General features: G+C 46.2%; 26 protein-coding genes. 15 read left to right on the plus strand and 11 right to left on the minus strand.

Annotation, left to right across the window (positions count from 1 at the left end):
- Window positions 1–26: 26 nt before the first annotated feature.
- The 5 genes from prmA to A37S_RS0102565 all read right to left on the minus strand — a co-directional run bounded on the left by prmA (window position 27) and on the right by A37S_RS0102565 (window position 4,144).
- Window positions 27–863, minus strand: coding sequence for a 50S ribosomal protein L11 methyltransferase (gene prmA / locus A37S_RS0102540; RefSeq protein WP_028295642.1), 837 nt, complete (start codon window positions 861–863; stop codon window positions 27–29).
- 26 nt (window positions 864–889) lie between these two features.
- On the minus strand, window positions 890–1,654 hold the full coding sequence (gene tpiA / locus A37S_RS0102545; RefSeq protein ID WP_028295643.1) for a triose-phosphate isomerase: 765 nt from the start codon (window positions 1,652–1,654) through the stop codon (window positions 890–892).
- 118 nt (window positions 1,655–1,772) lie between these two features.
- Window positions 1,773–2,963, minus strand: coding sequence for a putative sugar nucleotidyl transferase (locus tag A37S_RS0102550; protein ID WP_028295644.1), 1,191 nt, complete (start codon window positions 2,961–2,963; stop codon window positions 1,773–1,775).
- A 213-nt stretch (window positions 2,964–3,176) separates the two neighbouring features.
- A complete protein-coding gene (locus A37S_RS0102555; protein WP_028295645.1) occupies window positions 3,177–3,422 on the minus strand; it encodes a type B 50S ribosomal protein L31 in 246 nt (81 codons plus the stop codon).
- Window positions 3,423–3,724: 302 nt separating this feature from the next.
- Window positions 3,725–4,144, minus strand: coding sequence for a hypothetical protein (locus A37S_RS0102565; RefSeq protein WP_157278338.1), 420 nt, complete (start codon window positions 4,142–4,144; stop codon window positions 3,725–3,727).
- 369 nt (window positions 4,145–4,513) lie between these two features.
- On the opposite strand from A37S_RS0102565, the gene A37S_RS0102570 reads away from it, so the two are divergent.
- Window positions 4,514–4,696 carry a hypothetical protein gene (locus A37S_RS0102570; protein ID WP_028295647.1) on the plus strand — a complete coding sequence of 61 codons (183 nt, stop codon included), beginning with the start codon at window positions 4,514–4,516 and terminating at the stop codon, window positions 4,694–4,696.
- Window positions 4,697–4,796: 100 nt separating this feature from the next.
- The gene (locus tag A37S_RS0102575) at window positions 4,797–5,195 is read left to right on the plus strand and encodes a (deoxy)nucleoside triphosphate pyrophosphohydrolase (protein ID WP_028295648.1); all 399 of its coding nucleotides are present in this window, start codon (window positions 4,797–4,799) and stop codon (window positions 5,193–5,195) included.
- A 96-nt stretch (window positions 5,196–5,291) separates the two neighbouring features.
- On the opposite strand, the gene A37S_RS0102580 is transcribed toward A37S_RS0102575, so the two are convergent.
- Window positions 5,292–6,128: a helix-turn-helix domain-containing protein gene (locus A37S_RS0102580; protein WP_028295649.1), complete on the minus strand. Its 837-nt coding sequence runs from the start codon at window positions 6,126–6,128 to the stop codon at window positions 5,292–5,294.
- Window positions 6,129–6,216: 88 nt separating this feature from the next.
- Between A37S_RS0102580 and A37S_RS23295 the strand changes: the two genes are divergently transcribed.
- From A37S_RS23295 to A37S_RS0102640, 12 genes are all read left to right on the plus strand, one after another.
- Window positions 6,217–7,407 carry an MFS transporter gene (locus tag A37S_RS23295; protein ID WP_036601008.1) on the plus strand — a complete coding sequence of 397 codons (1,191 nt, stop codon included), beginning with the start codon at window positions 6,217–6,219 and terminating at the stop codon, window positions 7,405–7,407.
- Between the two features lie 17 nt (window positions 7,408–7,424).
- Window positions 7,425–7,709, plus strand: a complete 285-nt coding sequence (locus A37S_RS0102590) for a putative quinol monooxygenase (protein WP_028295650.1) — start codon at window positions 7,425–7,427, stop codon at window positions 7,707–7,709.
- 15 nt (window positions 7,710–7,724) lie between these two features.
- Window positions 7,725–8,315: a cupin domain-containing protein gene (locus tag A37S_RS0102595; RefSeq protein WP_084163722.1), complete on the plus strand. Its 591-nt coding sequence runs from the start codon at window positions 7,725–7,727 to the stop codon at window positions 8,313–8,315.
- The gene (locus A37S_RS0102600) at window positions 8,312–9,463 is read left to right on the plus strand and encodes an L-dopachrome tautomerase-related protein (RefSeq protein WP_036601010.1); all 1,152 of its coding nucleotides are present in this window, start codon (window positions 8,312–8,314) and stop codon (window positions 9,461–9,463) included. Before A37S_RS0102595 ends, A37S_RS0102600 begins: the two co-directional genes overlap by 4 nt.
- Window positions 9,464–9,465: 2 nt before the next feature.
- Entirely contained in the window at window positions 9,466–10,014 is a 549-nt protein-coding gene (locus A37S_RS23300; protein ID WP_036601013.1) for a VOC family protein, read from the plus strand.
- A 25-nt stretch (window positions 10,015–10,039) separates the two neighbouring features.
- Complete coding sequence (locus A37S_RS0102610; protein WP_028295653.1) at window positions 10,040–10,564, plus strand: DUF1440 domain-containing protein; 525 nt, start codon at window positions 10,040–10,042, stop codon at window positions 10,562–10,564.
- 30 nt (window positions 10,565–10,594) lie between these two features.
- Window positions 10,595–11,101, plus strand: a complete 507-nt coding sequence (locus tag A37S_RS0102615) for a PPC domain-containing DNA-binding protein (protein WP_211229704.1) — start codon at window positions 10,595–10,597, stop codon at window positions 11,099–11,101.
- Window positions 11,102–11,135: 34 nt separating this feature from the next.
- Entirely contained in the window at window positions 11,136–11,810 is a 675-nt protein-coding gene (locus A37S_RS23305; protein ID WP_051292662.1) for an NADPH-dependent F420 reductase, read from the plus strand.
- A 69-nt stretch (window positions 11,811–11,879) separates the two neighbouring features.
- A complete protein-coding gene (gene aroE, locus A37S_RS0102625) occupies window positions 11,880–12,740 on the plus strand; it encodes a shikimate dehydrogenase (protein ID WP_028295655.1) in 861 nt (286 codons plus the stop codon).
- A 74-nt stretch (window positions 12,741–12,814) separates the two neighbouring features.
- Complete coding sequence (locus A37S_RS23310) at window positions 12,815–13,930, plus strand: L-dopachrome tautomerase-related protein (protein WP_051292663.1); 1,116 nt, start codon at window positions 12,815–12,817, stop codon at window positions 13,928–13,930.
- Between the two features lie 15 nt (window positions 13,931–13,945).
- The gene (locus tag A37S_RS0102635) at window positions 13,946–15,031 is read left to right on the plus strand and encodes an L-dopachrome tautomerase-related protein (protein WP_084163723.1); all 1,086 of its coding nucleotides are present in this window, start codon (window positions 13,946–13,948) and stop codon (window positions 15,029–15,031) included.
- Between the two features lie 6 nt (window positions 15,032–15,037).
- Window positions 15,038–16,165, plus strand: a complete 1,128-nt coding sequence (locus A37S_RS0102640) for an aldo/keto reductase (RefSeq protein ID WP_028295657.1) — start codon at window positions 15,038–15,040, stop codon at window positions 16,163–16,165.
- A gap of 425 nt (window positions 16,166–16,590) precedes the next feature.
- Here the strand turns inward: A37S_RS0102640 and A37S_RS23315 are convergent, their stop codons facing one another.
- The 4 genes from A37S_RS23315 to A37S_RS0102660 all read right to left on the minus strand — a co-directional run bounded on the left by A37S_RS23315 (window position 16,591) and on the right by A37S_RS0102660 (window position 21,270).
- On the minus strand, window positions 16,591–18,726 hold the full coding sequence (locus A37S_RS23315; RefSeq protein ID WP_051292664.1) for a serine hydrolase: 2,136 nt from the start codon (window positions 18,724–18,726) through the stop codon (window positions 16,591–16,593).
- A 4-nt stretch (window positions 18,727–18,730) separates the two neighbouring features.
- A complete protein-coding gene (locus tag A37S_RS0102650; protein WP_028295658.1) occupies window positions 18,731–19,327 on the minus strand; it encodes a YIP1 family protein in 597 nt (198 codons plus the stop codon).
- Complete coding sequence (locus tag A37S_RS0102655; protein ID WP_028295659.1) at window positions 19,320–19,604, minus strand: DUF2089 family protein; 285 nt, start codon at window positions 19,602–19,604, stop codon at window positions 19,320–19,322. Before A37S_RS0102655 ends, A37S_RS0102650 begins: the two co-directional genes overlap by 8 nt.
- A gap of 436 nt (window positions 19,605–20,040) precedes the next feature.
- Window positions 20,041–21,270 (minus strand): FAD-dependent monooxygenase, encoded by a 1,230-nt coding sequence (locus tag A37S_RS0102660; protein ID WP_245586293.1) that lies wholly within the window; start codon window positions 21,268–21,270, stop codon window positions 20,041–20,043.
- A 7-nt stretch (window positions 21,271–21,277) separates the two neighbouring features.
- On the opposite strand from A37S_RS0102660, the gene A37S_RS0102665 reads away from it, so the two are divergent.
- Complete coding sequence (locus tag A37S_RS0102665) at window positions 21,278–22,255, plus strand: helix-turn-helix transcriptional regulator (protein WP_028295661.1); 978 nt, start codon at window positions 21,278–21,280, stop codon at window positions 22,253–22,255.
- Window positions 22,256–22,394: 139 nt separating this feature from the next.
- Here the strand turns inward: A37S_RS0102665 and A37S_RS0102670 are convergent, their stop codons facing one another.
- A complete protein-coding gene (locus A37S_RS0102670; protein WP_028295662.1) occupies window positions 22,395–22,877 on the minus strand; it encodes a DinB family protein in 483 nt (160 codons plus the stop codon).
- Window positions 22,878–22,966: the final 89 nt, after the last annotated feature.

A 22,966-nucleotide genomic window follows, 5' to 3' on the forward strand; every position in this document is an offset into this window, starting at 1 on the left:
TTATATTATATAATTTGCTGTTTTGTTCAATATTTCACAAACTTTGCTGCCACCCAATTATCCTGCTCGCGATGTTCTTCATAAATCAAGTGCAGTGTCTCGGCTCTCTCTTTCAATAAGTCCAGGTCTTCGCCAGCATAGAAACCGCTAAGGAACAGCCTTCCACCTGTTTTCAACACCTCAGAATACCTGTCCATTTGATCCAACAATATGTTTCGATTAATATTAGCCAAAACAACACCGAACTCCTCATATGGAATAGCTTCTTTGGACCCCTGTATCACTTCAATGCCAGAAACCCCGTTGAGCACTATATTCTCCCTGGCGCTGGAAGTACATAATTCGTCATAGTCTATGGCCACTACCCTAAGAGCGCCCAATTTGGAGGCCAGAATAGCCAAAATACCTGTCCCACATCCCATATCCAGCACGTTTTTACCCACTAAATCTTCCTCAAGCAGGTACCTCATCATCAATGAAGTAGTCTGATGGTGTCCTGTGCCAAAGGCCATCTTTGGATCTATCACAATCTCATAAGCATACTGAGGCTTTGGATCGTGAAAGGTAGCCCTCACATAGCAATCGCCAATCGCAAGTGGCTTAAAATTCCTTTCCCACTCCTCGTTCCAGTTTTTGGGCGCAAGATCATGTACCTCGTACAGTACATGGAAGCCAGGATCTTGGTATAGTAAGAGTCCTTCCAACGAGGCAAGATCTAGATTATTCGAGGGGATATAGGCCTTGAAGCCTTCGGATGTATCTTCAAAGGTATCAAAACCCAATTGAGCTAAATCGTCTATTAATATATCCTTTTGCCACTCTTCCCCTCCCTGACATGTGAATACTACCTCGCTGTATTGCATGCTTATAAAGATTTTCTCATTTATTTTTAGTTGAATACCTTTACGATATCAGTAAAATCCCTCGATTTCAACGAAGCCCCACCTATCAAACCGCCGTCAATATCGGCTTGGGAGAAAAGATCAGGCGCATTTTTTGGGTTGCAGCTGCCTCCATACAATATAGTGGTATCATTTGCCAATGTCTCGTCGTATTTTTCTGCGACGCACTTACGGATATACGCGTGTACCTCTTGAGCCTGCTCAGGACTAGCAGTAAGCCCTGTACCTATAGCCCAAACCGGTTCGTAGGCCAAGACCACCTGAGCAAAAGCTTCGGCAGACAGATGAAAAACACCCTTTTGCAATTGCTCCCTAATTACCTCAAAATATTGCTCGGATTCTCTTTCTTCTTTCGTTTCGCCAACGCAATAGATCGGCTTCAATTGGAATTTTAAAGCCACGTCAATCTTTTGCGCCAGCACCTCATTAGTTTCACCGAAATAAGCCCTACGCTCGGAATGGCCTACTATGACATAACTGGCTCCAGTAGATTTGATCTGCTTGGCGGAGATCTCTCCTGTGTACGCTCCAGCTTCTTCTTGGTATAAGTTCTCTGCACCTACAGAAATCCTGTCAATACCTTTTGAAAGTTCTGCTAGTGCATAAAGGTGAATGTAAGGACTGCAAACCACTACTTCTTGCTGACCATAAACTTCATCTTTTACCATATGGGCTATCTCGGAAAACAAACTAACACCTTCTTGGTAATCCAAGTTCATTTTCCAATTGCCTGCTACGATTTTTTTACGCATCTTATAAAGTTAAAAGTTAAAAATAAAATCCTATAAAGTTCCAAGCCTGAAAGCCCCTGGCCATGATTGTTCTTTCCTGAACGAACGGTAATTTACTGGCCAACAAACAAAGTCCCGATCATCCTCTATACTTAACAGTAAGCCCAAAGACATACCGCAGTATATTTTCCTCCGAAGTGTCAAATGTACGATTACGTCGTGCAAAAACCAATTTTGCCGTATCAATCATTTTCTCCAACTCATAGGTGGCACTATTCTCCTCACCACCCCAAGTAAAATCGGGTACAAATTTGAGCGGAGTGCTCTGATTAAAAATACTTGCACCGACTCCCACTACGGTACCGGTATTGAATGCGGTATTGATAGCACATTTGGCATGGTCCCCCATCAGCATCCCACAAAACTGCAGACCCGTGTTCCTATATCCCTCATCGTGGTAATCATACAACCTCACTTGCCTATAATTGTTCTTTAGATTGGAATTGCTGGTGCCCGCACCCCAGTTGCACCATTCGCCAATGACTGCATTTCCCATATAACCTTCGTGCCCCTTGGAAGAGTTGCCCCATATCACGGAAGTATTCAGTTCGCCTCCCACCCTGCTTCCGGGGCCTACGGTCACGTTACTATAGATCTTCGCCCCCATCTTCACCTGTGAGCCTTCGCCTAACGCAAATGGCCCACGGATATACGCTCCTTCCCAGACCTCGCTGTTACGACCAAGATAGATGGGGCCCGTCTTGGTATTGAAGGTGGCACATTCGGCTACGGCCCCCTCTTCAACAAAAATTCTGTCACCTATTACCGTGTTACTACTACTTAGGCTCGCAGATGTTCTACCTCGAGTAAGTAGTTCAAAATCTTTCGCAATTTCTGCTCCATTTTGCAAAAATATAAATTCGGGAAAATGAATAATAGATAGCGGTTTTTTATAATGCTTGGCTTCAGTCCCTTTGGCTAGGTCCTCTACCACCTGATGGGCATTAACACCCTCCTCCGTATGTACCGCAATAAGAAGATCATGGTAATAGAGCGATTGGCCAGGACCTAATTCACGAACGGTATCACACAAGGCTGCATCGGGCAGCACATTGCCCCTAATGCAAATCGATTCGCCTCCATTTTGATGAAAAGGATATTTTCCTTGCAGGTATTCTGAAGTAACGACGAACACTTGCTCCCCCATCCATTTCACCCATTTTTCACGGATGGTAAGCGCTCCTATCCTCAAATCAGAAACTGGTCTGGTAAGTGCCAAAGGATACAGGTGATTTCGCCAAGAGGCATTGTCATATAAGTAAATATGCATAGGATTCACTAATTTACAAACTTAGATAAATTGCTTTTATATCCAATTTAATTGAGTTGCAAAAAAGCAATTTATCGGTCTCTCCTGCCATGGAAAACTTTTTATAGAGGAAATTTATAGATTTCTCCTCTCCCGTTTCAACAGAATATCATAAAAATAAAAAAGTCTCGGCATATATGCCAAGACTCCACATTATCTTATAAAAATTTCCTCTTATTTGCTATAGCGGCTACGGAATTTGTCGATACGTCCTGCCGTATCTACCAATTTCATTTTACCTGTATAGAAAGGGTGTGAGGTATGTGAAATTTCCAATTTCACTAAGGGATATTCTTTACCATCTTCCCAAGTAACTGTTTCTTTGGTATCAATGCATGATTTGGTTATGAAAGCATAGTCATTTGACATATCCTTAAACACTACTAACCTATAGTTTGATGGATGCAAATCTTTTTTCATTTCGTATTTCGTATTTTGTGTATTCTTATTTCATCAAAAAAGACACGTCATTTATTATAGAGAAAAACACGTCTTCATTTGAGGTCGCAAAGATAAACTTTATATCTTTTTGTTCAAAATTATTTTGCTTTGTTTTTTTCATAAGTGGATATGCCCATGAATCTGAAAAACAGAGGCGCGCTAAGGATAATTGCTTCATTTTATTGAAAAACCTAGAGACGACATATAAGGATAAGGACATTCAGTTATAAAAGATAAAACCTGTGGAAATACTTCTTGAAAAGTGATAACTTTCCTTAAAATCAATCAACCACCAGTTCCCTCTCGCCAGATACGAGTTGGATATGGCAACAATCGAACGTGATGACGTATGGGCTTGTCACCACCTCGCGGCCGTCTATGTATCCAAAGAATATCAAGGAGGTATTACTATCCTTGGGAAAGCGCTGGTCATCGGCATCGGAAGCAACGGGATAGCTGCCAAATTGCCTAAACATGCTCCATTCCTGCGCAACATATGCACGCGTTACATCCTCACCACCAGGCATTCTCACTACCTTGAAATCATCCAAGGCGACCGGTGAACCAGCGGCATCAGTCAGCTTGACCGAAATAGTCCGAAACTCCATGGTGCACATTTTGCCGTCACAGTTTCTCTCTGCCTTGGTGCAACCTGCCATGGCCAAACCTAAGCACAACCATAGAATTAATCTATTTCCCATTATAAATCAGTGAGTTCCATTTAAAGGATAACGAGTGAAATACCCCGTTCGCTACATAGCGGCACGAATAAAGCATGGTGGCTATAGAACTAAACCATTCTATTTTGAGAAGCTGACCGGAATAGAGTCTATTACATATAAAATATTCCCTTCCTGTTGCCTAGCATATAAACTAGAGAAAGTACCTAAAAGAAAAAGCAGCAATAAGCCGATTTTTAGATGATTCACTTGATGAGTGAAAAGGGATAAGCGGTTCATGTGGGTTTTCAAATATGACAAAAAGGATTTCTGCATAAAAATACGGATAATCCACTTAAAATCATATAACTTTAGCCTGAATAATATCAACTTTCTCCAACACAGCGACTAATGATGAAACTACTGATAGGTTTTATTTCGCTATGCCTAGGCACTTATTTAATGGGCTATGCGTACACCACACCAATGAAGGTTTACTATATGAATACGATTGTGTTCATAATAGGTTCCGTGCTTGCTATTGTGCCTATTGTTTATCTGTTTATCAAGGTAATGCGGAAGCTTTTTAATTAAGACCCCTAATCACGATAAAACAGCAAACAATAATGGGGCAGTATTTATCTGTAGGCTGTTAACAATCTTGCTACCAAAAAAAATCGCTACCTTTAATCGTATGATACATGAGGTAACCTGCGCCATCATCCAAAAGGACGATAAGATATTGATCTGCCAGCGCTCTAAGCAGATGAAACTGCCACTCAAATGGGAATTTCCGGGAGGCAAGGTAGAGCCAAGCGAGTCGTACGAAGACTGCCTACTGCGCGAAATCTTCGAAGAGCTGGCCATCCGCGTCAGCGTACTGCGTCGGTTGACCGTGGTGGAACATCATTATGCCGGCTTTTCGATACGCCTCCACCCTTTCGTATGCCAATATGAGGATGGTGAGCTGCTCGCTGCCGAACACGCACAGACCGTCTGGGTACCCAAGGAAAAACTGATGGACTATGACTGGGCCGAGGCCGACATACCCGTCGTGCGCGAACTGATCGTGGCAACGGACGCTTATTGGTAACATTGCAACAGAACATGCTGAACATGCAATTGTTGAAGCTCCATGGCTATGAACTGAGATAGAAAAACGGATAGCCTAATAAAAAGCTATCAACTCTCAATTGTTCAATTTTCTGAATTCGGCGGGACTCACCTCTTTCATTTTCCTGAAAAAATGTGATAAATGACTTTCGTCCGTAAAGCCAAATTCGTACGCAATCTGTTTCATTGTAAGCGCTGGGACCAACACGCGTTTTTCAATAAGCTTGAGGCGGTATTCGTTCACATAGTTGCGATAACTAATCTCGAATTTACGCTTGAAATAATCGCTAAAGTAAGAAGAAGCGATATTAAAGTGGGAAGCAATGCTTTTTATCTGTATAAGCGACGGATCATAAATATGCTGATGTATATAGGATATCAGTTCTTCTTTATCTGGCTGTCCGTTGTCGATACGGATATTCAGTTTTGCGGCGGCCTCTTTTATGAGACCAAAAATGGAGAGCATTTGGTAATAGACCAATGGTGAAGAGGCCACATCTTTACGGCAATTATAAGCAACGATGTTTTCCACGGTATTGCGCAAGATAGTGATACAAGGCTCGTCCATTTTCAACTTCACTTCTTTCAGGAGTTTATTCCTCATAATGGCCTCTGGAGTTGAAAGCATCAGCGCATCGGGCCGGTGCATTTTATGACCTGCAAAGTAACTGTCCGTAAATTTTATAAAAGTGAAATGGGTACTTTTCCTGATTTCAAAGTAATGCTGGTCCTCTGGACTGATAATGAACAAATCTCCTGTCTTATACGTTAATCGATTGTTGTTCAATAGGTGCACGCCACTCCCTTTTCGAATGTAGACAAGTTCGTAATAGGTATGGCTATGTACCGGCAGGTGAAAGATTTTCTCTTCGTAGTCGTGGATTACCAATTGTTCAAACTGGGTTTTCTTCATAGCAGCTTATATTCATTTACCATAAATGTACATCGATTTACTTAAATAATACAAACTAAAAAGTGAATTGATTCGGAACTTTGTAAATATGGAAGGAGAAAAAGGACTCACGGCTTATCAAACAGGCATAATGGCTGTCAGTGCGGGGATTTGCGTTGCAAATATCTACTATATCCAGCCGTTATTGCATGATATAGCCTCCGGTCTGCATGTTTCCGATAGCGCAATGGGAAGCGCGGCCGTACTGGCACAAGTAGGCTATGGCATTGGACTGCTTTTCATTACCCCATTGGGAGATAAAGTAAACCGCAGAAAACTGATATTGCTATTGCAGCTTATCTTGGTATTTGCATTGCTTGGAATGACGTTTTCAAAGGGACTTTCTACCATTTTGGCCATGAGCCTACTGATTGGGTTTCTATCGGTTGCAGCGCAGGTTATTCTTCCATTGGCCGCTTTTTTATCGGTCAAGAACAAAGGCAGAACCGTAGGTAATATCTTTACCGGCATACTGGCGGGGATATTGGCAGCAAGGGTTTTTAGCGGATTTGTCGCAGATTGGTTGGGTTGGCGCTATGTATATGGCTTAGCCGCAGGATTGGTTTTTGTTTCATCCGTCTTGCTGTATAGGGCCTTGCCCGACGTGCCGGTACTATTCAAGGGAACTTACAGCGGCTTGGTGAAATCTACTTTACAACAAGTGACACGCTTCCCGCTCTTACGGCATACGGCCTTATTGGGAGGATTGATGTTTGGCGCTTTCTGTTCGTTTTGGACCAACCTTACCCTTCATCTTAGTGGCTCGCCCTTTTATTATAGTACCGATACTATAGGTTTATTCGGCATCCTTGCCATCGCCTCGGTCCTGTTGGCCCCCGTCTTCGGGAAACTTGCCGATAAGGGAGTACCTCGGTTGTCCCAGTTGATGGGCATTATTATCGTGATAGCAGGAATAGTGTTTACGCTGATATTTCCAAATAGTTTATGGGCTATACTACTGGCAGTCCTACTGCTCGACATAGGCGTACAGGCCGTGCAGGTGACCAATGTCGCTGTAATCTATACACTTGACGAACATGCACATAGCCGAATCAATACCGTTTATATGACCTCCTATTTTCTGGGAGGTGCATTGGGCACATTTACAGGCCTTTTATGTTGGAAAGCAGGCGGCTGGCAAGCGGTATGCATACAGCTGCTCCTATTGGCTGTGTCGGGCGCTTTGCTTGCTATAGGCGGGTTCCGTAAAAGAAAATTGCAACAAGCAACTATTAAATAATTTTTAAAACAAATCATATGCTTACCGTCATTGCAAAGATAACCGCTAAAAAAGCGCTGATAAAAGAGACAAAAGAAGTACTGCAGGCGCTCGTGCCACCTACTTTGGCAGAAGAAGGCTGCCTACAATATGACCTGCACCAGGGAACTACGGAAAACCATGTATTCTTCTTTTACGAAACATGGGAAAGCCGCCAGCATCTGGAAGAACACCTGGCCAATAGCCATTTGATAGCATTCAAACAAAAAGCGGAAAACCTGCTACAGCGGCCAATGGAGGTGTTCATGTTGAATAAAATATAACCATAAAACGATGCGATGGAAAGAAGGAAATTCATACAGGCAGGCAGCTTCATAGTTGCCGCATTTCTGCTTAAACATAATCTATATGCGATGCATTTAACGATAACGCCCAAAACTTTTTATTTTAAGGATGACGGCCTTATCCCCAACAGCAAGTATCCTTTACTGGTGTACCAAAATGCCTTCACGCAGCGAGGAAGCAAAGGCGGCGATTGGCTTGAAGAAAAATTTGCGGTCAACCATTGGACAAACACCTGGCGCTGGGGAGTCTACCCTTTTCACCATTACCACAGCAATACCCACGAGGTGCTAGGCGTATTCAGTGGCACTGCCCTCTTGCACATGGGTGGCGAACAAGGAGAGAAAATGCAAGTACAAGCGGGAGACATCCTGGTCATACCCGCCGGGGTGGGACACAAATGTATCTCGCATAGCAATGACTTTACCGTATTGGGGGCTTATCCAAATGGCCTATCGCCAGATTTGAAGAAGGGCGAAAAAGGTGAACGCCCTAAAACGGACCATAATATTGCCGCAGTAAAATTCCCTGCCACTGATCCTTTTTTGGGCAAGGGTGGTGGCTTAATCAAAATTTGGAAAACATGAAAACAAAACTTGTAAAATATACCTCTATCCTCCTTCTTTCACTAATAGGTAGTATCATGCAAACACAAGCGCAAATGCCCCATACCTATCCACCCGGCATCACTCTGGCACATAGTTTTGCGGATGTGGAACCCGCAGGAATTACACTTAGTGAAAACGGTCGCCTCTTTATGTGCTTGCCTCGTGGTGGCGTAAACCACAAGCATCCTTCGGTAGTGGAAATTATCGATGGCAAGGCGGTAGCCTTTCCCAATAAAGCGATAAACCAAAACGTCGATACCGACCTGCCCCATCATTTGGTATCGGTATTGGGCATTACCCTATACAAAAACACCCTTTGGATTTTGGACCAAGGCAAACGAGCAGGCATCGATGGCATTCCAGATGGAAGCACCAAAATAGTGGCGGTAGATATCAATACCAAAGAGGTGATCAAGAACATCCCCATTCCACGGCCGTTTTTCCGCGAGACCATACAGCTCAACGATTTGCGCTTCGATCCCACCCACGGCAAGGAAGGTACTATCTATATTTCCAACAATGGATTTGCCAAACCGGACCAGTCCATTATCGTGGCCGACGTTGCAACGGGCAAATTGAGGGAACTGTTTAGAGACGCACCGGAAGTATCGCCGGTAAAAGGATTTATGACCTATGTGGAAGGCTTTCCGCATACGCTAAGCTATGAGAAGCCTACCATGCCACAGGGAGGCGTTAACGGTATCGAATTGAGCCCGGATTTCAAAACCTTATACTGGACGATACCCACCAATCCAAATTTCTACAGCATCCCCACCGAAATCATCAGTGATGCCCATTTGTCGGAAAGTGACATAAAAAAAGCAATCAAATGGGAAGGACAGATTGTTTCTAACGGTGGTATTACCATCGACGAAGAAGGTACGCTCTATTTTGGCGATGCCTCGCGGTACAGTATCCTGAAGAAAGATACCGCCGGCAATGTGTCCTTAGCTGCTTACGATCCCCGCCTGATCTGGCCCGACGGCATGATTTATTGGAAAGGCAACTTGTACGTCACCATCGGCCAATGGCATCGGGCACCGGGCCTCAACGATGGCAAGGATTTAAGGCACGGGCCTTATGAAGTATTGAAAATCCCTATTACGGAAAAAGCAAAAAATCAATAGATATGAACTATCAGAAAACAGAAGTAAGGGCTATTGACCATATCGGCATTACCGTGCCCGACATAGCCGAAGCAGCTGAATTTTTGGAAAAAGCATTTGGCGCAACGGCCATTTACGACAATATCGTCCCCGCGGACGAGCCTACACAAGGCCCAGATGCGGAAGCCAAACTGGGCATTGCGAAAGGGACGGCCGTGGTACACATGCGCATGATGCGCATTGGCGACGGCGCCTGCATAGAACTATTTGAAATGAAAGTCCCCGGCCAGCGCCAGCAGAACATCATTCCGTCCGACATCGGCTTGCAGCACTTTGCGGTGTACACGGATGATATCGAAAAAACCAAGGAGAAATTCCTGAAAGCCGGAGGTAGGCTCTTAAAAGGCCCCAATGACATGTTGGGCCGTGAGGGCGGCGAAGGCAACCAATTTATGTACGCAGTGACGCCTTGGGGCACCTTTGTGGAATTGATCACCTATCCATCCGAGTTGGAAATAGAAAAAACAACCGTTTTGCGCAGGTGGAAACCACAACCTGGCAAAGAGGAATAAATTCGTTCACTTAAAAGCTATAGCAATGAATACGCGCACGAAAGATATCGTAAAGGGAATAGCCGTAGGACTGATAGCATCGTGGATCAAGTCTTTGGCAGAGCCTCCCCTACAGGATTTGGGCGAAAGGTATTTCCCTCCCAAACCCAACCAGCTGAAGCTGAAAGGAGCAGACGTGAACAGGCAACCGGAAAACATGCCGCCATCGGTACTGGCAAAAAAAGTATACCATGCTTCTACGGGCAAAGAGCTGTCGAAAAAAGACACCCTCAAAGCCATGAAGTTTATTCATTACACCTTGGGAACCGTGATTGCCATCACCTACGTAAGCTTGGTCAATCGCCATAAACAACTAAAAATCGAGGAAGGCCTTACGGCGGGCGCAGCCGTCTGGGCAGCCACGCACGGATCGGTGGTACCGGCACTTGGCCTACAGGGCAAGGTAAAAGCCATGCCCAAGTCCTGGTGGGTCTGGGAATTTGGTTCCCACCTGGTTTTTGGTGTGGCTATGGAACAAGGCAGGAAATTGGCAAACAAAATTATCAAGTGACAAACCGTACAATAAGCAAAAAACAAAAAGATGAAAAAATTTATTTTGCTCGCGTTGATAGGCATCTCAATAAACAATACCATGAAAGCACAAGTTTTAAAGGGCAGCAATTGGTCTGCAAAAAAGGTAGACAGCACCTATATAGTAAGCGTTCAGGATAAATCCAGCATACTGGATGCCCTGACCGATTTTGTCGTGACCCAAAAGATACAGGCCGGCCAGATAACCGGCATTGGCGCCGTAAACGAAGCCACGCTTCGTTTCTTCAACCCCGAAACAAAAAAATATGTAGACAAAACATTTCAGGAACAAATGGAGGTGAGCAACCTCTCTGGCAACATTTCGGAGGTGGAGGGCAAGCCCATGTTGCACCTGCACATTACCCTAGGCAAAAGCGATTATACCGCCCTGGCCGGGCATTTGTTGGACGCCAAAATACGGGGAGCCGGTGAGTTCTTTATCTACCCATTGGACAACCACGTAGTGAAAGTGAAAAACGAGGCAGTAGGATTGAATTTCTATGATTTCGACAAATAATTGTATTCATCCGTAAAAGGAAATGTAATTCATTATGAAGTACATATATGTATTGTTACTCAATATAACAATGGTCTTGGTTTCGCTCACCTCCTGTGGGCAAGCAAGGCAAGAGGACACAAAAACAGCTACAGTTATGCTACAGCAGAACACGGTCATCGGCATTATCGGTTCAGGTAATGTCGGTGGCACACTGGGAGAAAAATGGGCGAAAGCCGGATACAAAGTACTGTTCAGCAGCCGCCACCCGGAAGAATTAACCGATTTGGTGAAATCTGCCGGCAACGGTGCCGAGGCCGTTTCTGTGGAAGAGGCGGCAAAACGGGGCGAGATTATCGTGCTGGCCGTCCCATTTATGGCAGAAGCCACGGTAAGCAAGCAGATACAGCCTTTTGTGAAAGGCAAGATAGTGCTTCTTTGCGACAATGCTTATCCCGGAAGGGATGGCGCAATTGCAGAAGAGGCCAAACGGGTGGGCGTAGCTTACTATGCACAACAGCATTATTACCCGGAAGTAGCGTTGATAAGGGCTTTCAGCTCATTGCCCATAGCCACGGTAGCAAGGGCCACGGCCAGCAACCCCGTGAAGATCCCCTATGCGGCAGACAACGATCGGGCAAAAGCCATTGCGGAAGAACTCATCAGGGCGGCAAACGGAACAGCCGAATATGTCGGAAAGATCGCAGACAGTCGGCAGCTTGACTACTAACTTCGAGCAAAAAAACATAATTACGCAATCTCAAAAATTGAAAAACAGCTATATTTTACCGTTCCAACAATGAAAAATGCCCCTGATTTTTTGCCGCAATTAACCGGCTCTTTTGCGCAGCCAGCTGCTGAAAACCCTACTGTCGCCATGGTAGAGGCGGCCTATCGGCATCATGGTTTGCACTTCCGCTATATCAATTGCGAGGTAAGCCCCGAAAATTTAAAAGCAGCCGTAGACGGTGCTCAAGCAATGGGATGGACCGGGTTTAACTGTTCCATACCGCACAAGGTGGCGGTAATACCATATCTGGATGGTCTTGGTAAATCGGCCAGCTTGATTGGTGCAGTCAATACCATTGTAAAAAGAGACGGACAATGGATAGGCGAAAATACGGATGGCAAGGGCTTTGTACAGGCATTACGCGAAGCGATCGACCCTAATGAAAAACACATCACCCTGTTTGGCGCCGGTGGCGCTGCCAGGGCCGTTGCCGTAGAGCTGGCATTGGCGGGAGCGGCAAGCATTACCTTGGTCAACCGCAGTAAAGAACGCGCAGAAGCGGTCGTTGCCCTACTGAACGAACATACCAACGCCAGGGCGAGCTACCATCCCTGGACGGACCGTTACGCCATCGACCTTTCCTCAGACATCGTCATCAATGCCACCAGCGTAGGTTTGTTCCCCAACGTGCAGGAGCAATTGAACATCGATTTCGATAGCATTACACCAGATATGGTAGTAGCCGACGGCATTCACAATCCACCGGACACGCATTTTCTGAAAACCGCAGCGGCCAAAGGTTGCAAAACCGTAAACGGTTTGCAGATGTTAGTAAACCAAGGAGTAATTGGCATTAAGTACTGGACAGGTGTGGATGTGGACCCAACGGTGATGCACGCCGCATTAAAAAAAGTTTTGGACATACACTAGTACTAGATTGTTGTTTTTCTTTAGAGGCACTTGGACAAACGTTTTGAGCTTATTGAATTTAAATAGTAAAAATCATGAAATACTTTTTCAAACTGGCAATATTTTCACTGTTAACCATAAACATCCATACCGCCATGGCACAAAATGACTATGAGGTAATAGCCCGCATCGCTCCGCCAGACCCAGACATGTCTGGCATAGCCGTCAGCTCGGACAACCGCGTGTTCCTGGGCTTTCCGCGCCATGCTGATAATCATACGGCCTTTGCATTGGCAGAATTGGTAGACGGCAAGCCCATCCCCTTTCCCAACAAAGACTATGTGTACCCCTCCACAAAACCATACGCAGATTGGTTGGTATCGCCGCATGGCATGTACATGGATACTCGGGATGTGTTGTGGGTATTGGACGACGGAAAGCGTTCCGGCATCAAGGAAATTCCCGAGGGCGCTGCCAAGGTGGTCGCCATAGACATCAAAACCGGCAAAATAGTACACTCCTTGGTAATCGGTAAACCAATATTGTCAGACGACGCACACTACAACGACTTACGGGTAGACTTGACCCACGGAGAACAGGGAACCGTTTATATCGCCAACTCCGGCTTTGGCGAATACTTTTCACTGGTCGTCATCGACGTGGCCAGCGGCAAGGTAAGGCAGGTCCTGCTCAACCATTACAGCACCTCGCCCGACATCGACTTTATGGGCTTTCTGGAAGGTCAGGCACATGTGTACAACTTCAAAAACCCAACATTCCCCATCGGGGGTGCCGATGGCATTTCAATAAGTCCCGATAGTAAGACCTTATATTGGACCAGCATTACCGGCAGGAAACTATACAGCATAGCCACGGATGTACTGTGCGATGCCGAAGCCAGCAACCAGCAAGTCATCAAGGCCGTAAAAGACCTGGGCGAGCGCCCCGCCTGTGACGGGCTGGCAGAAGACGAACAGGGCAATATCTATTTCGGGGCCTTCGAGCAGCAATCCATCATCAAGCGCACCACCGACGGACAATACCACCTGCTTGCCCATGATAAGGACAATTTCGTGTGGCCCGATGGCCTAGCCTATCGCAATGGCTACGTGTACGTCACCCTTGGCCAGTGGAACCGCCTTCCGGGATTCAATGGCGGAAAAGATTTGAGAAAACCGCCTTTTCTGGTAGTTAGAATTAAAAGTGAATAATTAGAAATAAAAGCAATGATAAAAATAGTCCGTTTAATACTCATTGGTAGCTTATTGGCTATCAATAGCATGGCACAGACAAAGGCCCCAGAACTGACGGTGGTTGCCACTACAACAGAACGCAACTGGAATGGATTGGCCGTATCTAACGACAAACGCATCTTTGCAGATTTCCCCCGCTGGGAAAAAGGAGACAATCCTTCGGTAGTAGAAATTAAAGAGGGCAAAGAAATACCGTTTCCGGGTGGTACATGGAACGAATGGCAATCTGGTAAAGACCCGAAAACAGCCTTTGTTTCCGTCAATTCCTTGTATCTGAACAGAGCAGACAACCATCTTTGGGTGACGGACTCTGGCGATCCCTTTGGGGATAGCAATGTGCTAGGGGCGCCCAAATTGGTCGAAATAGACCTAGCAACCGATGAAGTGGTCAATGTCTTTTTATTCGATGAAACCTTTGCACCGACAGGAAGCCACTTGAATGACATTCGTATTTCAGGAGACCATGTCTTTGTCACAGAATCCGGAACTGGAGCAATTTTGGTATTGAACAGAAAAACGAAAACGATTAGAAGGCTCTTGGCCATGTCGGTACTTACCAAGGCCGACCCGAAGGCGCAGCCAGTAGTAGATGGTTTCAGGCTGCAGGGAGAAGACGGAAAGACACCGGCCATCCATGCCGATCAGATAGAACTTTCGCCCGATGCAAAGACCTTGTATTTCATGAGCCCTTTTGGCCCTAATCTCTACAAAATTGCGGTTGCCGACTTGCTGAACGAAAAGCTTACCGACGCAGATTTGGAAAAGCGCGTCACAGTAGACCGCAAAGTGAATCCGGTGGGGGGCATTATCATGGATGCCAATGGGAATTTGTACCTATCCGAGGTAGAAACCAAGAGTATTCGTTGCGAAGGCGCCGACAAAAAAACAAAATGGATACTACAGGACGACAGATTGGTATGGCCAGATGCCTATTCCATTACACCCGATGGCACCTTTTACATCGTGGTAGCACAGATCTCCAACATGTCATTCATGCGTAAAGGCGAAGATCTAAGGCAAGCACCGTATTACATATTTAGTTTCAAACCAACTGACTAATTTACTATGGACAGAAGAAAATTTATTAAGCAAAGCTCAGTGGCCACGGCTGGACTGGTAGCCAGTACTTCCATCCCAGCATATGCTTCCACATTTGTAAAATCAAGTAATATGACATCACCATTTGAAAATTCAGGACAGCACAGAAGATTTCGCCCCAAGTACAAAGCTGGCTTCGGCGGCGTGGCCCTGGGCAACGGATTTCAGCAGAATCCAGATATAGAATGCATCCAATCGGTAGAGGCCGCCTGGGATGCAGGTATACGCTATTTCGATACCTCACCTTGGTATGGCCTGGGTATCAGTGAGCGCCGCATGGGGATGTACTTAAAGGACAAACCCAGGGAAGAATTCGTTCTTTCTACCAAAGTAGGCCGCCTCTTGCCCCCGCATGAAAATTTCAAACTGGAACGTGGCCTGTGGAAGAGCAAGCTCAATTTTGAATACAAATACGATTATACTGCCGCAGGCGTACGTCGCAGCGTGGAGGACAGCCTCCAACGCCTCGGCCTGTCATCGCTGGATATCGTTTTTATTCACGACCTATCTCCGGACAATGGCGACATGAAGGAAAATTGGGTGAAGTATTTTGATGAAGCCGCCACAGGAGCCATGCCCGAGCTGACCAAAATGCGCGAAGAAGGACTCATCAAGGCTTGGGGATTTGGGGTTAACACCATCGAGCCCATATTGAAGGCCATCGAAGTTGCCGACCCGGACATTTTCCTTTCTGCCTGTCAGTACTCGCTCATCAAGCACGAGGACGACCTGAACAAGGTATTTCCCAAAGCAGCAGAAAGAGATATTTCCATCGTGGTGGGCGCTCCCCTGTGTGCGGGCTTTTTGGCAGGAAAAGACCGTTATTTATACGATGGTAAGTTTCCAGATGGCGTCAAGGAAAAATTGGCAGCGCTGAAACGAGTGGCCGCCAACCACCAAGTAGATTTGAGAACGGCAGCCTTACAGTTTGCGGCCGCTCCCGACGTAGTTTCTGGCGTTATACCGGGAGCACATACCGCGCAGCAGGCACAGGAAAATGCCGCGTCTTTCAAGGCGAAAATCCCGACTGGTTTCTGGGCAGAGTTAAAAAGCGAAAAGCTAATAGCAGAAAATGCGCCTACGCCTAACGTTTAGTCTTTAGGATTTTTAGTAGAAGCAGTCTCACAAGACGGGCCGTCATTGCAAACGGGATTGCTTCACTCCTGGCACAACCCCACCCTTCCGGTTCGCAATGACACCTGTACGAAACGTCACTGCGAGGAACGAAGCAGTCTCACACAGACGGGCCGTCATTACAAACGGGATTGCTTCACTCCTGGCACAACCCCACCCTTCCGGTTCGCAATGACACCTGTACGAAACGTCACTGCGAGGAACGAAGCAGTCTCACACAGACGGGCCGTCATTGCAAACGGGATTGCTTCACTCCTGGCACAACCCCACCCTTCCGGCTCGCAATGGCGCCTGCACAACACCTAGGTGACTCTGATTAATAGGGTCACCTTTTTCAGTCATGAACCAGAGTCACCTGAAAATTAGCGCTTTGCAGCAAACCCTAACTACCTGCCTTCTTTTACCGCCTTAAACGTGCCATTGGGCTGGATAAAGTGCAAAGCCGAAATCTTGCCCTCTTTGTCTGCCTCAAACCGGAACAAATAACCATCCAATGCAAGTGGTTTGAATGCGTGGTCACCAAGCGGCTGCGTTTCATAATCGGGCTGACCAGGCACGGAAACGACCAATACACTTTTTTTCAGGAATACCTTGACAAACATGGAAGAAATCTCATAGGTACCTACATATGCCTGCAATTCTTCGGCCGAAAGAGATACCGCAGATGGCCTAAAGGTAAATGTTACGGGTTCTTTTGCACCGGGATCCAAACGTGCCTGTATCCTGTCTATTTTTCCTATCTCATCCGTCAAAAAATTAAATTTCAGACCGCCGGCCGTCGTGTCTACCCCGGTTTTGGGATCTATACTCTTAGCTTCAAACACATCGTAGTGATAGTGCTTGAGGTAAAAGGAATCTCGCGGCAGGTAAGCAAAAAGCGAATCTTGGCGTATTTTAACTTTAAAGCTGCCATAGGCAGGATTGTGCGCCTCCCCTACATAGTCTTTCAAGGGATGACCTGGCTTGGTGCCCGCTACCCTGCCCAGATCCTGCTTGTCACTTTCCTCTCCTGTATCTCCACCTGCTTTCCCGGGCTTGCTCCAGGCGTAATAAGACTGTCCAAAGAGCCTATCGGCAATGAGGTTCCGCACGGCCGCAGGTACACCAGAAGCATTTTGATTGCTCAACACGATGATAGCCAGACCATCCGTGGGAAACAGGCACACATTGGCACTGAATCCGTCTATATTGCCCCCATGCTCTACCCTATAGTGGCCGTGATAGGAACTCAACATCCACCCCAGGCCATAAGTAGAAAAATGGAGGTCCGGATGCACCGCACCGGGAATTCCCGTTCCCATGACCATTTGTGAACTGATGGCGTCATTGACATAGGCAGCCGGAATCACCTCTTTCCCCTCAAACTTTCCCTTGTCCAGCCAGGTCATTACCCAAGCGGACAATTCGTTCACACTGCTATTGATACTCCCCGCCGGCCCCATGGCCTTAATGGGATAGTATTCCAATTTATTGATAATTGAATCGTCCTTTAGCGAATACCCAAGGGCAATATCGCTATGTTTCTGCAATGCCGCAATGCTGGTATTGGAACGAATCATGCGCAAAGGGGCAAAGAACCGCTCCATAATGAGCTGTTCCCATGTTTTTCCCGTCAAATGCTCGGCCACCATCCCCTGTGCCAGGTACATGAAATTATTGTACTGCCAAGTTTCCCTGAATCCTGCCGTTGCTTTCATATGGCGTACCCGCTGCAAGAGGCTATCTCTCGAATCGGTAGGAAAAAAATACCAGGAATAATCGTATCGAGGCAAGCCCGTGCGGTGTGTCATCATATCGCGTAAGGTGACGTTTGCAGAAAGGTATTCATCTGCAAACTCCAGCTTGGGAAAGTAGCGCCTCACCGGCTCGTCAAGCGATAGCTTGCGATCTTCTGCCAGTTTGCCGATCAGCGCAGCCGTAAAAGCCTTGGTAGTGGACCCTATGGGCATGAGCGTGTTGGCGGTCATGGGCTTCTTGTTTTCCCAATCGCGGTAGCCAAAGCCCCTGCTATAGATGATACTATCCTTGTTGACCACCGCAACGGCATAGCCCGCAGCCAAATGATTTCGGAGTACTTGCTCCAGCAAGGGTTCTAGCGATTGCAGCTTTTGCAAGTAGGTGCTGTCGGCTTTTGTCGTTGCTCCTTGTCTCTCTGCCGGCGATGAGGCCTCGCTGTGCTCCCTCTTGAGTCCCATCGCAAATTTTCCCTGCCCTTGGGCAAAAGTGCCCGCAATGGAATCTGCATTGACCAGCTGGCCTTCATAACGAATCTGCGCCGTGCTGACAACGAAACGAAAACGGGGATCGTCAAAAAACACACTATCTACGGGCACACCAAAGGCATTTTGCTTGGGACTATCGAAGGTAGCTTTGAGGCTTCCACCGTCCTCATCAATGTGCAATACCAAGGGAAGCTCGCCCTGCGGCAACTTAAGACTTCCGTGCCAAGCACCCACGATGGATTGGGCCTCCAGGGCCAAAGAAGAAAAAGCAAAAAAAAGAAAAGTAAAAAAACGACCCATAAAATCAATAATTAAACGGATAATAGATATATCTCGCAAACAACTGCGGTACAAAAGATATAACAACAAGAACCGCGATAAACACAACAACAAGCTTGGTTCCTTTGCCATTTGTTGCGGTCTTAAACCCGGCAAAGAGCATCCAAAGCGAAACAATCAAAAATACCAGCGAAATCAGGGCTAAGATCAACATAGGTATCATCGATTGATTATCTATTTCTAGGGCACCTTGCTGTACTTGCTCCAAGACCTTTTCCGAATACGACACAAAAAAACCATTGATGTTCAGCAGACAGCCCAGATAGAGCACCGCCCTGGAAAGCATCGCTACGTTCAGTATATCCAAAAACCGGGTCTTCGCATTTAGAAATAATCCAGCAAGAAAGAGCGCTATGGAAAGCAAAAGCACATTCGTGATGTTGTCCAGCAAAGGTGTGTAGAAAGGCAGCCTTGGCGAAAGGATATTGATATTGAGTAAACCTACATAACGCATATTCACCATATAAGCCAAAGTAGACCCCAGTATAGTCGCTACCCCACCAATGCCAAACTGCTTCCGCTCATTCCAATTTTCAAAGATATAATATATCCATTTATTCATCTGTCTCTACCGTTAAAGATTTCACCTTAGCAATTACATCATCCAGTTTGTTGCGCACCGTGGGATAGCTCTTTCCCATTTGGCTGGCCATCTCTTTCAGGCTTCCGCTATTTACCAAAAACTGCAGCACAAAATGCTGCTCTTCCTCGGTCAGGCGCAACAGAGCCGGCAGTGGGAAATGGCCCGAAACCTGCGTATGGCACTGCTCACAGCTTAGCTGCGAGGCCGAAAGTGCGCTATGGCAGCTAGGACAATATAAGGGCAATTTTGCTTTCATAAATCAAACCACAATTCAACAATTCAAATATACTATTTAATTTTTTTAATATAAAAATCAATAATATTTATTTATAATTTTCAAGATCAAAGTTCACTTTTTTGAGAACTCTTATCTATCTTTTCTTTGAGTATATGATAAAAAAGATAGTTACTTAATTCACCTACCAAGATGAACCATTAAGGCATTGAGATAAATTAAGAAAAGGCTTAATTCCCTTGACTTTCCTACCTACCGCAGGCAGGTTAATGGTTTGGACGGAAACTTTTGCTATTCTTAATTTTGTCATGTACTTAGATTTTTTCTCTATTAAATTTAACTCCTCTTGACACTGTCCGAGTTTGAGCGTATGGCCATAGGCTGCAGGGAAATGGTTTGAAAAAATGGGCAGCGCAGTCTCTAGACTATGAATCCATTGGTCAGCTCTGGAAAGATCTCAATAGTCCTCTATAAAATCCTCTTCGTACAAACGCTTCAACTGCGAGGCCGCCAAGCTATTGGGCAGCAGACGGAACAAGTTATTCCGGACGGATACAAGTATAGGATTTGATAGCTGAGCTAGCCAGCCAGCCCTACGGGAAGTTTCGATGATGTATTGCGTGCGTTTTAACCTACGCCCTTCAAATGCAATGAAAGCTTCTTCAAAAGTGGCCCGTTTCCGTAATTCGGATTTCAGGATGGCCGCATCCTCTATAGCCTGGCAGGCCCCCTGCCCCATGTTGGGCGTAGTGGCATGCGCGGCATCGCCCAAGAGCAAAGCGCGACCATAGGCAAAGCGCCTCAGCGGGCGGATGTCCATGATGTCGTTCCACAACAAATCTTCATCCTTCGTAATGGATAAGGCGCGAACAACCGGTTCGTGATAATGCGAGAAATGCGCCTGCAGATCGGCAACTCGATAGGCCGCGTAATGCGCATCGCGAGCAGGAGCATTGACACATGCGTACCAATACAGCCTATCGCCGATGAGTGGCGTGAGGCCAAAACGTCCCTTGGCACCCCAAGTCTCCACGCCTTCCTCCACGCCCACCAGCCGATTGTCTACCACTGCACGCCAACAGGTATAGCCGGCATAGCGAGGCCTTGCACTGGGCACCAACTGTTGCCGGATGGCCGAATGTACGCCATCTGCCACCAAGAGGTAGTCACCACGAAGGTTTTCTCCATTGGCAAAGCTTAGATCCACGCCATCATCATCCTGTTTAAAGGAAACTGCACGGTGCGATAGCACCAAGGCCTCCGAAGGCAAATAAGCCATTAACAATTTATGAAGGTCAGCACGATGAAATGCATAATTTTCAGCCTGATATCTAGCCTGTAAGCGAGCTGGATCGGTCTCTATCAAGGCCCTTCCCAGCTCATCGCAGATGCGAAAACTATCAACAGGATAGCCCAACTGCGCCACTTCGCTTTCCAAGCCCAGCAATTCAAATGCTTTCATCGCATTGCTTGCAAGCCCAAAGCCTGCACCTATTCCTTTCAGTTCCCGAGCACTTTCATATACCACAGGCTCGTATCCCAATTGCCTCAAGGCTATGGCAGCGGTCAATCCCGCTATGCCCCCTCCCAAAATGATTATGCGTTCCTTCATCGATTGTTTTGCTGCCGTAAATATAGCTATTTTCAGGAGCCGCTCATTTTCGATAATATTGTTAAATTCGTCCACAACGAATATGACACAACAGGACACGATAAAACGATTTGACAGGATTGTAGCCATTTTCGTCCAGTTGCAATCCAAACGCATTGTGAAGGCACAGGAGCTGGCCGATCGCTTTGATGTAAGCATCAGGACCATATACCGCGACATCAAGACCCTGGAAAGCTCGGGCATCCCGATCTATGGCGAAGCGGGATCGGGCTACTCCTTGGTGGATGACTACCGCTTGCCTCCCATGCGCTTCTCTCAGGAAGAGGTAGCCAGCTTCATAGCCGCCGATAAACTCATGCAAAAATATGCCGACGGCAACATGCAGGAACATTTCGCTTCGTCCATGTTCAAGATCAGGGCCCTGCTCCGATCGCAGGAAAAGGAACAGGTAACGAACCTGGAATCAAAGGTGATCATGAAGCCCCGAATTCAAGAAAAAGAGCAAGGAACACCCAACGCATTGACCACCCTGTTTGAAAGCATTGCCCGAAAAACACAGGTACTGCTTCTATACCAAGCCCTCAATGCCGACACCCCATCTGAGCGTCTAGTGGAACCAGTGGGCATTTTCCATCAGGACAGCAACTGGCACATGATTGCCTATTGCCTTCTTAGGCAAGACTATCGGCAGTTCAGGACAGACCGTATCCATGACATCAAGCTAACCGAACAGTCGTTCCAGCACCAACATCAACCACTTTCCTTTTACCTCAACAACAAGGAAAAGAAACCGACCATCACCACTAAAATAGTGGTACCAAACGATGTAGCGCGGCATCTGTCATGGGAACGCTCCTATTTCGGTTTTGTAGAAGAAGAACTAGTAGACGAAAAATGGTTGATGACCTTTGAGGTCACCAACCTGGAGGGCTTTGCCCGATGGTTTGTTTCTTTTGGCGACAGGGCTTCAATTATTGAACCCGATGAGCTAATAATACATGTAAGGGATTTAATCGATCGTATCGGTCAAAATCTAAAGAACAACGTATCATCGCTTTAAGTTATGAACGGTAAGTTTTAAATATCCCAGCGGCCTAGTACAAAGGCTTGGGAGTAAAATAAAAATCGCTCACAGATAACACTGATTTGCACGGAAAAAATCTGTGGGAATCCGTGAAATCTGTGAGAAATAAAATTGACTAGCCTCTCTCCCAGAAAAAAGGCGGCTCTATACCCAAGGCCCGCAGATAAACATATCCCTGACCACGGTGGTGAATCTCATTGTCAATGAAATAAAAGATATTGTCTACGATGGGGAAATTATATTCTCCAAAGAGATTAAATGTTTCACCAAAGCGCTCTTCCGGTATCTGTGCATAATAGGCCTTAATCACTTCGGTTTCCTCATCCCACTTTTTCAGGATATCTTCTTTTGAGCGCGGCACGAAAGCCTCTTCGCTATAGGTTTTCTCTTCATCGGAAACGATTGCCTGAAGTGCAGGTCCGCCAATGGAAATCAATTCGGTAGCCAGCTGCGCAAAGGTACGCATGCCACCAATGGAAAATTCAAAGAGTTCCTTTTCGGGAAAAGCCTCTATTACCCTACGGGTAAGATTGCGGTGTCCTAGCCAGTGCTTCAAAAGATCTTCTTTGCTCAGTACTGCAGAAATTGTCGTAGTCATATTATTCTATTTTTTGGTTTACGATACAAAACTAAGCTCGCCGTTGACAAGGGAGTGTCAACAGCAAAACAGAGGCGACATTGTCAGGA

It is taken from the genome of Olivibacter sitiensis DSM 17696 (assembly GCF_000427965.1).
In the GTDB taxonomy this organism is placed as follows: Bacteria; Bacteroidota; Bacteroidia; order Sphingobacteriales; family Sphingobacteriaceae; genus Olivibacter; species Olivibacter sitiensis.